This is a genomic window from Candidatus Methanodesulfokora washburnensis (assembly GCF_003947435.1).
In the GTDB taxonomy this organism is placed as follows: Archaea; Korarchaeota; Korarchaeia; order Korarchaeales; family Korarchaeaceae; genus Methanodesulfokora; species Methanodesulfokora washburnensis.
Genome location: NZ_RCOS01000160.1, coordinates 1 through 13,179, shown reverse-complemented (window position 1 = coordinate 13,179; position 13,179 = coordinate 1). Strand labels below are relative to the sequence as shown.

Annotated in this window: 13 protein-coding genes; 10 read left to right on the top strand and 3 right to left on the bottom strand. The window is 43.0% G+C overall.

From position 1 onward, the window contains the following. Nucleotides 1-82: 82 nt before the first annotated feature. The 8 genes from D6D85_RS13810 to D6D85_RS13780 all read left to right on the top strand — a co-directional run bounded on the left by D6D85_RS13810 (nt 83) and on the right by D6D85_RS13780 (nt 9,413). Nucleotides 83-730, top strand: a complete 648-nt coding sequence (locus D6D85_RS13810) for a hypothetical protein (protein WP_125672621.1) — start codon at nt 83-85, stop codon at nt 728-730. Between the two features lie 259 nt (nt 731-989). Beyond that, the gene (locus D6D85_RS13805; RefSeq protein WP_125672620.1) at nt 990-4,040 is read left to right on the top strand and encodes a DEAD/DEAH box helicase; all 3,051 of its coding nucleotides are present in this window, start codon (nt 990-992) and stop codon (nt 4,038-4,040) included. 115 nt (nt 4,041-4,155) lie between these two features. Then, nucleotides 4,156-5,211 carry a hypothetical protein gene (locus D6D85_RS13800; protein WP_125672619.1) on the top strand — a complete coding sequence of 352 codons (1,056 nt, stop codon included), beginning with the start codon at nt 4,156-4,158 and terminating at the stop codon, nt 5,209-5,211. Nucleotides 5,212-5,518: 307 nt separating this feature from the next. Further along, a complete protein-coding gene (locus tag D6D85_RS13795; protein ID WP_125672618.1) occupies nt 5,519-6,106 on the top strand; it encodes a hypothetical protein in 588 nt (195 codons plus the stop codon). 338 nt (nt 6,107-6,444) lie between these two features. Beyond that, a complete protein-coding gene (locus tag D6D85_RS13790; RefSeq protein ID WP_125672617.1) occupies nt 6,445-7,257 on the top strand; it encodes a hypothetical protein in 813 nt (270 codons plus the stop codon). A gap of 642 nt (nt 7,258-7,899) precedes the next feature. Beyond that, complete coding sequence (locus D6D85_RS16530; RefSeq protein WP_161969895.1) at nt 7,900-8,046, top strand: hypothetical protein; 147 nt, start codon at nt 7,900-7,902, stop codon at nt 8,044-8,046. A gap of 222 nt (nt 8,047-8,268) precedes the next feature. Continuing rightward, nucleotides 8,269-8,757, top strand: a complete 489-nt coding sequence (locus tag D6D85_RS13785; RefSeq protein WP_125672616.1) for a hypothetical protein — start codon at nt 8,269-8,271, stop codon at nt 8,755-8,757. 251 nt (nt 8,758-9,008) lie between these two features. Continuing rightward, complete coding sequence (locus D6D85_RS13780) at nt 9,009-9,413, top strand: hypothetical protein (RefSeq protein WP_125672615.1); 405 nt, start codon at nt 9,009-9,011, stop codon at nt 9,411-9,413. A gap of 320 nt (nt 9,414-9,733) precedes the next feature. Here D6D85_RS13780 and D6D85_RS13775 read toward each other — a convergent pair whose 3' ends face one another. The 3 genes from D6D85_RS13775 to D6D85_RS13765 all read right to left on the bottom strand — a co-directional run bounded on the left by D6D85_RS13775 (nt 9,734) and on the right by D6D85_RS13765 (nt 11,997). After that, a complete protein-coding gene (locus tag D6D85_RS13775; protein WP_161969894.1) occupies nt 9,734-10,906 on the bottom strand; it encodes an SPL family radical SAM protein in 1,173 nt (390 codons plus the stop codon). Between the two features lie 441 nt (nt 10,907-11,347). Continuing rightward, a complete protein-coding gene (locus D6D85_RS13770) occupies nt 11,348-11,632 on the bottom strand; it encodes a hypothetical protein (RefSeq protein ID WP_125672613.1) in 285 nt (94 codons plus the stop codon). Continuing rightward, entirely contained in the window at nt 11,632-11,997 is a 366-nt protein-coding gene (locus D6D85_RS13765; RefSeq protein ID WP_125672612.1) for a hypothetical protein, read from the bottom strand. Before D6D85_RS13765 ends, D6D85_RS13770 begins: the two co-directional genes overlap by 1 nt. A gap of 191 nt (nt 11,998-12,188) precedes the next feature. Between D6D85_RS13765 and D6D85_RS13760 the strand changes: the two genes are divergently transcribed. Both D6D85_RS13760 and D6D85_RS13755 read left to right on the top strand, forming a co-directional pair. Continuing rightward, nucleotides 12,189-12,464, top strand: coding sequence for a hypothetical protein (locus tag D6D85_RS13760; RefSeq protein ID WP_125672611.1), 276 nt, complete (start codon nt 12,189-12,191; stop codon nt 12,462-12,464). Then, nucleotides 12,451-12,873, top strand: coding sequence for a type II toxin-antitoxin system VapC family toxin (locus tag D6D85_RS13755; protein ID WP_125672610.1), 423 nt, complete (start codon nt 12,451-12,453; stop codon nt 12,871-12,873). Before D6D85_RS13760 ends, D6D85_RS13755 begins: the two co-directional genes overlap by 14 nt. Nucleotides 12,874-13,179 lie beyond the last annotated feature (306 nt).

Below are 13,179 nucleotides of genomic sequence, written 5' to 3'. Positions count from 1 at the left end.
GATATTCTGAATTAAAAAAGAAAAACTGCTGGAACCTAAAGCTATACCTTAAGTTTTTATATGATAAAGTGTCCATTAGGTGATGGTTAGGGCTTCCAGCAGGCTGAGGAAGGAGATGCTCGACCTTCTTGAGAGGGATCTCGAGTTCAGATATGCAGTTGCAGGCTACCTGGGAATTTCTGAGATGTTGAAGAGGCTTGACAGCCTTGAGGAGAACATGACAAAGCTTTGGGAGAACCAGAATAAGCTGTGGGAGGAGGTGAAATCTCTCAGAGAAGGCCAGAATAAGCTGTGGGAGGAGGTAAAGGGGATTCATGCCAGCATAAACAGGATGTCCTCCACTTTGGAGAGGCTCACATTATCGGTTGAGGATGAGGCCAGGAGCGTGATAAAGCACAGGATAAAACAGGATCTGAACATTGATATGGAGTTAGACAGGGTTTTCGTCGACTCAATGGAGATAAACATATACGGGGCAAATAAAGATCTATGCGTTATAGGTGAAGCTACTGTCAGGCTCGGGAAGAACCTAATTAAGGAGTTGATCGACAAAATTGAGCTTCTAAGGAAGAGAAGACCGGATCTACTCAGAGATAGAGTTATAAAGGTTATATATACTGATTATGCTGTTCCTGAAGCTGTGGAGGCCGCTAAAGACAATGGGATATGGCTTTTAAGGTGGGACAGGGATCTGACTCCTCTGAAAGTAGAGAGCATGGGAAAACAGTGAAAATGAAGAAATTTTTAATAAGAGAACACGTTTTATAAAAATGGACACCCAGAAATCCAGAGCTTTAGCTCTGTGGTGAATGGAAAAAGTTTAAGTACAAACCTCTTCTGAAATTCATAGTTCGGATGTTCCGAGCCCATAAGCATAGCCCGCAGGTTAATAAGACCTATGGAATGGGGGCTATGCACAAAGATATAAATAATGAAACAATAAATTCTGTGTGAAACCTTATTTAACTCCCATAAGGAGTAATCGCAAAATGGACACAGAGAGACTTCTAAAGGATCTCAGCTACGACTTCTATAAACATGTACAGAAAGCGGATAAGCCTGAGGAGGAGAACTTAACTTTTTCAGACATTTTTCCTGAGATATCAAGGACAAAAAGGGGCTATTTAGCCAATGAAAAGCTTTACAGTCACCAGCTCCGCACCGTGAAAGCCCTCAAATCTGGGAAGAATGTGATATTGATAAGCGGATCCGGAAGTGGAAAGACGGAGGCATGGTTCCTCTACTCAAAGGACGGAAAGAGGACGATGGTGGTCTACCCAACTTTAGCCCTGGCAAACGACCAGATATCTAGGTTAAAGGATTACTCAGAGGCTATTGGTCTGAAAGCTGAGGCAATGGACTCCATGAGGAGAAGGGAGATGAAGAGAGTATCATCCTCGGATATCCTGATAACAAATCCTGCTTTCCTGATGACGGATATGAAAAGATGGGTTTCAGGAGGGCCTAAAATTCTCTATGGATTCGCTGAGAGGATGGATCTCCTAGTTCTGGATGAGTTCGACTTCTACGATCCAAGGTGCATCGCCCTTCTGGTCTCAATGATCAGGCTTTTAAAGCTTCTTTCCCCCAAGAACTTCTCAATAGCAATTCTAACAGCAACTCTCGGGAATCCCGAGGAGATGGCTGGAATTCTCACTCAGATAAACGGAAAAGAGACTGAGATAATAAGGGGAAGGCCTTTCAGGCCCGAAAACAGGGTTTATGTTGTCATCGGGAAGGATCTAAGAAGTGCGTGGGAGAGGGTAAAACTGCATAAGGAGGAGATATTAAGGGCAGCTGGAAGGGATATAGCTGAATCCATAGATGATTTTGAGAAATTTAAAATAAAGTATTACTCTATAAAAGAGATAGCAAGATATCTGGGAATAGAGCTGCCAGAGGCATATGTGGACCCTGTTGAGGTGATAAGCAGGTATGCGGAGGATGATGGAGTCACAATAGTTTTCACAAGGAGCATAAGATCTGCTGAGGAGCTGTACAGAAGGATGTTAACGGAGCACCCCGAGATATCGCACAGAGTTGCAACACATCATCACCTAGTGGACAAGGAGAAGAGGGCTGAGATAGAAAGGCTTGCAAAGGAAGGAATCGTCAGAATACTGATAAGCCCCAGAACTCTTGCTCAGGGAATAGACATAGGGGATGTGATAAGGATAGTCCATCTTGGCCTTCCTCCCTCAGTCAGGGAGTTCAAACAGAGGGAGGGAAGAAAGGGGAGAAGAAAATGGATAGAGTACACTGAGACCGTGATATTTCCCATTGGATCATGGGATAGGGAGCTCCTCCTCAGGGGAGTTGATGTCCTCGAGAAGTGGAGCAATATGAGGCTTGAGATAGCCCTTGTTAATCAGGAGAACAGATATTCAACTCTGTTTGAGGCAATGTACAAGTTCATGTCCCCCTTTTTCAGGGAGAAGATGAGCCAAGAGGAGCTCAGCCTGCTGAAGGATCTCGAACTAGTGAGGGGAACTGATCTGACAAAACTGGGAAAGAGGGTCTGGAGAAATCTCAATTTCTACGAGTTTGCACCTCCTTACGGAATAAAGAGGCTGCTAATAGCGGAGGATGGGATCAGCTTCCTTCCAGATATAGGCTACTGCGATCTAGTTGAGAGATTTCAGATAGGATGCATAGATCACAGCTCCGATGGGATAGTGAAGAGCCTGAGGAGAAGGGGAAGATATGTGACAGGGGTCGAGCTTGTGCCGATAACAGATCTGAGAAGGGTGGAGGAGGAGCTAAGCTACACTCTGGAGGAGTATGAGAAGGTTAAGCTCTCCTGGGGGGAGAGCCCCAGTGTCCTAGAGGATTACAGAAGGGGGAGACTTCACTCAGAGGTTATATGCGTGGTTGACCCACCTGTATCCGGATTCGGTCTCTACAGAAAGGTTCCAAACAGAGCATACTGGGTTTTGAACGGTCCTCTCAGGCCAATTGTAGCGGGGGACAGAACTTACTTCATAAGAGATAGAAGAAGCCTTGAGATAGTTGCTGAAACTGGAGGAAGGTATTCAGACTACACCTACGGATATTCCATAGAGCTTGACCCAGCGGAGAACATGACATGGCTCAGGATAGGCCTTGCTGTCCTCTGTATTGTGCTAAGACAGGTGTTTGGGATAGATCTCAGCTCCTTGGAGTACAGTGTTGCAAACACGGGCAACAAAAAGCTGATGAGCATACATGAGCCCAGATGTGCAGGCCTCCTAGAGAAAATGGACTGGCAGAAGGTGAGGGATTCAATACAGAGCTTTATACCTGATGAGATAAGCGAGATAATGCTCATGCAGATAGATGATCAGGCACATTTTGAGTTCATATCTGCTGGAGCAAACTGGGATCTGGCAAAGAGGTATGCAGTAAGGGCTGTTGACTACATAATGGCTGAGAGAAGGATACCAATCGAGATATCTGGGATAAAAATCTCCATTCCAGCCCCTTCTAAGGCACTAAAACTGCTCTCAATAGACACCTCTTTAATAGAATTCGAGGATGTAAAGATCCTTTACGTGTCCGTTTTCGATGGGGAGAAAGTGATATCTGGAAGGTTTGTAAGAGAGCTCGTTGAGCTTGTTGAGTCGGATGAGGAAGTGATAAGGGAGATACAGAGATCGCTGGATTCGGGCTTCACAATATTGGCCTATGATTTTGATTCAATTATAGAGGAGATTAGGCCCGTCAGCACCAGCCTTTACTACATGATGCTGGGGCTGAAGGGATCCGGAAGGGTGAAGGAGCTGAGGGAAAGGGTGAAGGAGATTTTTGGGGATCCAACCCCTCAGGACATACTGAGAATGCTGGGGGATGAGAAGGTCCACCTGAAGGATGTGATATCGGAGATCGGGTCAAGCGACAGGATGTTGAAGATGAGGGGATCCGGGAGATGGAGAAGCTTCACAAACTTCTTGGATGAGAAGGTGAGAAAATACCTGCAGGACAGGGTCTCCTCCATATATAAGCTGGGATTGTTCATAAAGGAGATGGAGAAATCAAGTCCAGCCAAAATTCCTGCTAATTGACGGCTTTTCTCGATCGAAAACTATCTGCTGGAATGCTTGTTAAAGTTATTAATTTTTCAATTTTTCTATCGAAAAAAAAAATATTTAGCAAGTTGAGTACAGGAAGGGTGTTCGCATGAGGGGTAGGTTGCTTGCAGCCGCCCTCTCATCTATGATGATCCTTCTCCTCCTAGCTCCAAATGTCCTCATGGCACAGCCAGAAATTCAGACAATGCACAGCATTGCTGTAAAAGGGGATTCCTTTGATATAAAGCCCCTAAAACCCATTGTCTCCTGTTCTCTGGATAAGTGCCATCACAATGTCACAGTGATAAAGAAGGAGAGGGATCATCAGATACTTTCAGTGAGATATGAGAGGGAGGGCAGGGTAAACGAGGCCCTTGTCGACATAAGAGGAGATCTGATAAGAAAAGCTGAGATGAGGATATACCTGAATGGAAGTGAGTACAGGGTGGATGTGGAGAGGACACTGCTTGTAAGCTATCCTATTCCAAGATCTATTCCAAGAAGTCCAATTCCAAAGGATATAATGTCCTCAGAAGCTACTGTCCCAGAAAAGCCTCCAATCTCAAGAAGCCTTAATATAAGCCTTGTGAGGTTCTCCGGCAACTTCTCCGCAAAGTACTACCAGATCGACTACTCATTCAGATCCCCTGAGGGAAACCTGTCGGTATCCACAATCCTCCTTCCAAGCAAGGATGCCTATGTATCTGCGTTCACGACAGTCAGGTATACGCCTGTGAACAAGAAGGTCACCTCTCTGGAGCTAGTAAACCTTAGTGGAGTGACTCTATCGCAGATGTACAGAACTCTTGGGAATTTGGCTGAGAACCTTTCAAAGATGTATGAGAAAGGGAATGAGACAGTTAAAAAGCAGCTTCCTCATGCATATTCAGTAATGGCGAGGGAGCTGAGACATTTAGCAAACATAATCGGGAATATAGGATGGATTAAGTGGATCGACAAACCAATATTGAATGCAAAGGCTTTAATAAGCGACGATTGGATTTGTGAGATTGTATGCCTTCTCGAAGGATTCTCAGTTTGCACAGCTTTCTGCATTCCCTTTGATGTGTTATCAGGAGGAGCTGCGGCTATAGCCTGTCATATAGTCTGCGAGATTCTATTTGAACTTATAGTTTGTTCTCAGCAATGCCACTGGTTTGGCTAAAGATCCCTGTCACAATGTTTTTATTCTTGAAAGGAGTACAGGGATCGTTTATATGAAATTGATGAAATTATTTGCTTCATGGAGGAGGATCTGGATCTACCTTTCCATACTCACCGTTCTCTTAATGTTTTCTCCAGCATTACTTCCGAGCCACAGGGCACGCCTGTTGATCATGAGCTATACAAAGCATCTCCATGAGCTAATATTATATATAGTTCTTTGTATTGTATTATTAATTCCAATATCACATGTTATGTATATTGCTATTAAAAGCAGGAAATTTCCTCTTAAATTGTTCGGGTTCCTCATGCCCTTCTTTGCACTAATCTTGGGCTTCTTTCCCTATATTCTCTTCTCCTATGCCGAGAAATGGATCCTTTCCGTCCTAGTTATCCTTTTCTTTGGCATCCTAGGATCAGCTTTTCTAATGTTCATGATGAAGGGGGCTGCGGATGAGGTTGTGCGCAGGAGAGTTGGCTTCTGGGCACCGAAGTCGTGGAAATATCTGTGGGCCATTTTCTTCCTTCTTAGTAACACGGTGCTGTTCTCTCAATTTCTCCTCGCCTATTTTAACCCAGTATTTCAGGAGGTCATCCTGATATTCACAAGGCTCCCTCATATTTTAATATCATATATAATATTTTGTGCCATTGTACTAGTTCCAGTATCGAAGATCCTTCAGTCCATAATCAACAGAACCAAGTTCTGGGCTGAGCTCCTCGTCTTCTCCCTATTTTTCATCTCTTTTGTCCCTCCTTTCTCTTTTCTTTCAGCTTTAACTCATGGGGAGGTCAGAGAAGCATTCACAGGCTATCTAATTGGAGCTCTTATATCTGCTATAATGGCTGTGCCCCTGTATCATGTTTTCCTGATAAGGAGGGAAAATCAGCCATAATACTCTTGTCAGGAATAGTTGGGAATGTGGGATGGATTAAGTGGGTAAATAAGCCTATAATGAATGCTTCTGCATTGATGAGCGACGATACGGCTTGTGAACTTGTCTGCCTTCTCGAAGGATTTTCATTTTGCTTTGCTATCTGTGTTCCTGCTGAACTAGCAGGAGGACCTCTTGCTCACCTTGCTTGTGATTTAATCTGCGAAATTATATTTCATGTTGTCGTTTGCCAGCAGCAATGTCAATAGCTAGCAACCGCTTACTATTTTTATTTTACATTAGGTACTTAATGCACATAAGTTTTTATTTTCAAGAGAAGTGCAGTAGGAGGTAAGCTGATGACACTGATGGGATTATCTGCTTCGTGGAGAAGGATCTGGATCTACTATGTTGTTCTCATCGTTATTTTAATACTCTGCCCATACTGGCTTCCGGGTAGAAAAACTATAATAGAGTTTTATGCAGAACATGTATATGAGCTAATATTATATATAATTCTTTGTATTGTATTATTAATTCCAATATCATATGTTAGCTACATTGCTTTGAGAGACGGGAAAAGTATTCTTCTTTTCATCATACCCCTTTCTGTAATGATCCTGGGCCTTCTCCCTTATATATCTTTCTATTATAAAAGTCTTCAGCTTCTCTGCATTTCAACTATTATTTTCTTTTTTACTACAGGAGGCATTCTTGTTGGATTTCTCATGAAATGGGGGACAGATGAGGCTATGCAGAGGAAGGTCGGTTATTGGGCACCAAAATCATGGAAATATACTTGGATCTTGCTCTTCTTTTTCACAAACTTGGTGCTTTTCTCAGACTTGTTGCTCTTTCCTCTTTTTAATCCAAGGTATATGGAGCTAACCTTAATATATACAAAGCATATCCATATATTGATATTATATATAATATTCTGTGCTATCCTACTGGCCCTGATATCAAGGATGATCCAGTTTGAGCTGGGCAGAACTAGGTTCTGGAGGGGGCTATTCTTCTCCATCTCATCGACAACTCCATTTATCCTATCATTCCTCCTTATCGTGGCTTTAACACATGGAGCTGTCAGAGAGGCATTCACAGGCTATCTAATTGGAGCTCTTATATCCGCCCCAATGCTGGCATTTCTTGCACATTTTGTAAGGGAATAGTGAAAGATGTGGAGATTAGGTGGATAAATAAGCCTATAATGAATGCTTCTGCATTGATGAGCGACGATAATTGCACGTCAGCTTGTGCCGTAGTTTGTAACGTAGCTTTCTTCTTCGTCACGCTACTGGCATGTGGAACCACTGGACCGGGAGTGATCGGTTGCGGGCTTGTCATGACTGTTATAGGAGCTGTTGTTTGCGACAATATCTGCACTGATGTATGCTACGGACCGTCCGAATGGGAAGAGTATGACCCAATGCAATTCGACTGAGAACTCTTCAAAAATGTAGGCAGCTATCCATAAACTTTATTAAGACGCATAAAGTGATGTGCAGCATGTCAAAGAGGGCAAGAGCGCTGCTGTATATCATTCTTGCAGTGGCTTACTTTGTGTTTAACTTTTTCCTTTATCGAACAAGGGAGACTATTCTATCTTCTCTTTTTTTGGGTCTTTTTTGGGGTTTTTCCTTTCTCTCCATACTTGTTGCTTTAGATCCGGATTTCATCTGGGATAAAAGAGTGCTCAAAGGACAGATTATTTTGGCTATTATAATAATATGTTTCTTCACATTCCTCCACAAAGAGCTTATAATGAAAAATTTTGCCTCCTTTCTGCTTGAATTTATCATTCTTATTTTTGCATGCTGGATCTTCATAAAATTCCCACGCTTATGGAAGAAGAGAATCGAGAAGCAGGGATAGTCGAGGGGGTTGAGTGGATTGACAAACCAATACTGAATGCAAAGGCTATAATGAGCGACGATACGGTTTGCGAGCTCCGTTGTTGACTCTATCCTTCAGTCGAACTATGCATAATTGTAGGTGAGGTAACTTCGGGCATTGGAGAAATTGTATGTGAGATAATCTTTGCCATTATATGCAAGATTCAATGTGACGCTGAAGAGTATCCAGGCGTCTCTGAGGATTATCCATCCGACTACATTGGCAAGCTTTTATTGCTTTCATCACCTACACTAAGTTTTTATTCGCTCTGCCTTTGAGGTGTAGGGATGGAGAGAAGGAGGCACATGGTTAGATATCTTTCACCTTTTTTGAAAAGTATGAAAATGATAGAGCATATGTGGAGAATGATTGTTAAATGCACATCAATAAAAGGGGCGAAGAGAGAATGCACAGCGAGGGAGATCGTCATCAGAGATTCATTTTTTGCAACTCTTCTAGGCATGTTTGGCTATGCCCTTCACGCCCATTATGGGACCGCTGCTGGGCTCCTATTCTTCCTTCTGCTCGCTTATCCCATTCTCTTTCTCCTTCCCCTCGATATAAAAAGGGAGGTAGGCCCAGATGCCCTTAGCGAGGGGATATTAGCTGGATATATAGCTGTTATATGTGCTGGAGCAGGTCTTATCATGCTTCTTGCACACCTTCTCCCTGAGATACGATTATACATACCACTCATTCTTTCATTGTTTATTATTTTTCTCATCTATGGAACCTTCAACTTTTTTGAAGTTATCCTCAAAAGATGGCTACGCTGAGAAGCTCTTATAGAAGATACACTCATTACTGTTATATTTCATTAGCAGTGAAATGAAAGAATGAGCAATAACTGATTGGGTTTGCGATGTGGCTCTGCATGGCTAGTATTCTGCATTCCGGCCGGTTTTATTGGCGGCGTACCTGGAGCTATCTGCGCCATAGTAGCCGCAGTGTTCTGCTATCTTGTATGCGAGTCACAGTAAGGGAAAAGTATAAATAAAGTGTTTGAGGGCATAGGGAGCGAGAGCCGATGCCAGAGCTATCAGGATTGTGGACAAAAATTAAGACGGATAGAAAGGCAGCAGTTGGATTCCTTGTGGGATTTACGACCTTGATCTTCCTTTCCTTCTTCGTTCTGCTTCACATTCGCAAGCATAGCATTGCTTCCGCTCTTTATGTCTCCTTCCTTTTTTCCAACTTTGTCTCCTCCATCTCACTTATATCCCTAAGGAGGATTGTTGATAAGAAGGTTCTCATTGGATTCATCATCTGGGTTGCTTTTTCCGTCCTTATCGTCTCCCTTCTTCTTCCGGGAGATTGGATAAGCCTCATCTCCTTATCCATAGCCCCAGCAACTGTCATCATTATTTTAATTTTATATTTTGCTATAACAAAGAATCAGAGAGTTCATGAAGAAGCGAGGTTTGCATCATGACTCAACAATCTGTTTTGCTCTTTGTGGCTGGTGATCATGAATTTACGATGTCTTGATCGCATGCGCTGGCGTACCTGCGTTACCATGCGGTATCTAATATTCACTGCTGGCATGTCTGTAGCTCGTGGGACAAAATTTAAAAGGAGTGTGGTGGAGATGAGCAGGGGTTTCGTCGATACCATTAAAAGAGTAGTTGGAGATTTCTGCAGCAACAGTAGTCCTTATCATGGGAGCAACAAAGTGATATAAAATCGGCAATCCACTCCCTAGTAGGATCGGTATCTGCCTCAATACTATTGTTACTTATCGAAACTGAAAGCTTATGCCGGAACATATACCACCTCACCATCCTTGGCTTCTTTTTTAATGCCATAAACACCCTCGAAAAGCTTCCCGTTCAGAAAGTATTCTTTTAGCACTGATAGATACTCTCTATCCACAGGAAAGCTGGAGGCAAACTGTAGAGCTTCTCTCAATGTCAATTCTCCATTTTCCCGTGCAAGTTTCCAGTAATCCAGAAGGATGGGATAACGCCATTTATAGACACCTGATATCATTGCTGTGTTGAATTGAGGGTTTGTGAATGCCCAATACCCTATTCCATATTTTTTGCATAGCTCTGATACCTTTTTCTCCAGCATGTAATGATGCATTTCAGATGTGGTAATTCTGGCTCCGAGCTTCCTTCCATCGACAAAATAAATTTTTTCATATAGAGGTATTAGATATGAATATCTCCTGCTTTTCGCAAGCGCCCTTTTGAGTTTACTCCAGATAAACCCGGTAATTTCAAGAGGGGCCATTATAACACTGTGCACACCTGCTTCTGCCGCATCCCCGATTATCTCATCTATATAGTTATCGGTCACATGTGGAAAGTATGGCGTGATATGAAGGTATGTGTCAACTCCGATTTCTGACAGCTTCTTCAGCGTAAGAATTCTCTCCCTTTGGAGAATTTGGGAACGCACAATTTTACTTCTCGGAACAAAGGGCTCGACAAGCTTTGTGAGCTCATTGTCATAGGAGGTCACCGTCATGCCGACTCCGATGAGCTCTTTTTCAGCCAGCTTCTCGATTATATCAACATCCTCCAAGATTAAAGGCGATTTTGTCTCTATGAAGCATGGAAAATCCTGCCTGTAGCATATCTCAAGCAGCTTTCTGGTCAATCTATATCTCATCTCTATTGGCTGATAGCTATCGGAAATGTTACCAACTATAATTACACTTTTCCTTTTTGCCTCCTTATGCTTTGTCAGCTCTTTCTCAAACAATTCTGCTGCATTCTTCTTCACATAGATCTCCTTTGAAAACAGAGCTGGGCTTGAACGCATGTAGTAGTGGCTGCATGCTGCATAGCAATAAATGCAACCGTGAGTGCAACCTCGATAAACGTTTGCTGTTAGCCTAAATGGTAGATATCGCATAGCGAAGAAGCCATTCTTCATTTTATTTATAATACTTTTAGATGACATCTCCACTATTTTCATTTTTACCACCATAGTAAAATAAAGCTTAAAATTACTGGAACAAATTCTATGCTCAGAATCCGCCTACTCATCTATGACACCTGGCCTTCTTCTCCATCTTTATATCTGTTTATCTCCGAGTTTAGTGCACCGAAGCTATCTAGTTGCTTACTTTCTGTTCCACATAATCCTTTAAACCAAGATTCACATACAACGGCTACTAGTGGTAATTCAATCCTTATTTTGTTGGGCATTAGTGAAGATCTCTACCACATAATATTTTCTTCATTTCCAACATAGATGATAAAGTAACCATTGGCTTATAAATTTTTCTTTTCCGACCATTTTTCACTTTTACCACATTAAAGGCAACATCCATGGAGGAAGGATTTAACTAAGCACATGAAGGAGCTCGAAGATCCATTCTTGGAGGTGGTTTATGGCTTTCATTAACAGCAGCAATCAAAGGCCGGCTGGAGGTGGCCACATCGTGAGGATCTCGATCGATGGGACCACTGGCTGCTCCTTCATGAGGGTACCTTCAAGCAACAGCTGAAGAAGGCTCGGCCTCGGGGGTTTTAGCTCATGGACTGGTGCATCCTCGGGAAGGCCTGCTAGCCTCCTGGCAAGGTTTATTGCATCGCTTGGAGCCCCTATTTCATCTATTAGCCCTGCTTTAAGCGCCTCCTCTGCTGTGAATGGCCTTCCGCTGAAGACCTCCTCATCTGTTATGTTCCTGTGGGCCATCAACTCTCCTCCGTTGGCATTACCCCCTTTTCAATGGCTTCAAGGACCAACGCCCCTGCTCCAACAATCGCAAGCAAGAATCCCACTATCGGGCCAAGTAGCACCATGTACTTGGTAAAACAGTAGAACTTCCTCACTCCCGCCCTGCACATGCTAAACCATCCGAGAATCTCGAATATCCATGATCCAATCCCCAAAATAAGGCCGATTATCATGAGAACCATCGTTATCATGACGATGACAATGAAGGAAGGGCTCGTGGGAAGCCGTTCCAAGGAACGATAGGGAAAGAAGAACACATAAGGGAGCTGGAACAATAGGACTGTAAGGAAGGCGAGAATAGTGGCATTCCTCAGCCTTCCCAAGTCCTTTTATCATCTCCTCTTCCATAAGAGGAGAGGAAGAGGAGATGATAAAAGCTTTTTTTTACACAAAATTGGGGAATTGGAAATTTAAAAAGCTTTCGAATAGATTTTTAACAGGAAAGATCTTAATAAAAAGTTTCAATTTTGTGTAAAAAAGCTTTTATGCCTTATTGCTCTATGTCCTTGAGAGCATGATAAGAGCCAACATAAGTAAGGAGCTGGAGAGGAGATTTAGAGAGCTTGCGATGAGGAGATTTGGGTATACTAAGGGCTCTCTGCAAAAAGCAGTGGAGGAAGCAATTGCAAGATGGGTCTCGTGGGTGGAGGGAGAGGAGTTGAGGTTCGAGGGGGATCCCGTGGAGGCCATTGACGGAATTCTTGCGGATCTGGAAATAGATTCGGTGGAGCTACAGCACAAGCTTAAGAAGATCTGGATCTCAAAGGTGCTGGAAGATGTATCTGGTTGACACGAACATATTTCTGGAGATCATGCTCTCCCGCAGGAGGAGGGATGAATGCAAGCGCTTCTTGGAAATGCTCAGAGATGGCGCAATCTCGGGAACAGTGTCCGATTTCTCGATTCACTCCATAATGGTGCTCTTGGACAGCCTCAAAAGACATGAGAAGCTGAAGGCCTTCCTCATGAGCTTGACCGGATATAGAGGCTTAGTTGTACATCAGACATCCATAGCAGAGGAGGTTAGGGCAGTGGAATTGACCGAGGAGAAGAAACTGGATATAGATGATGCTATACAGTATGCAGTTGCTCTCTCCATTGGAGCGGAGGCCATAGTGTCATTTGACAGGGACTTCAACAACTTGGAGATACCGAGAGTAGAGCCAGTTGATATCATCAGTAGGAGGAAGGACTATTAATAAACACAACTTTTTATGTCGAAAATCTATCAGACAGGACAAGCTTGGCTTTTGCGTCAGAATCATGATACAATTCCAGAAATGAGCTGTTTGTAGCTTTTCATTAACTATCAATTAATAAAATATATTAAATGGAATTTCCATTGACACGAATACATTGGATATTTTTAAGCTTCCCTAGCCACGCGAGATTATGGACAGCCAACTTCACTGGTTCTTCAAGCCACGATCTGTTGCTGTTATCGGTGCTTCATCAAAGCCGGGTAAGATAGGACATGAATCCCTCAGAAGTATGATCACCTCCGG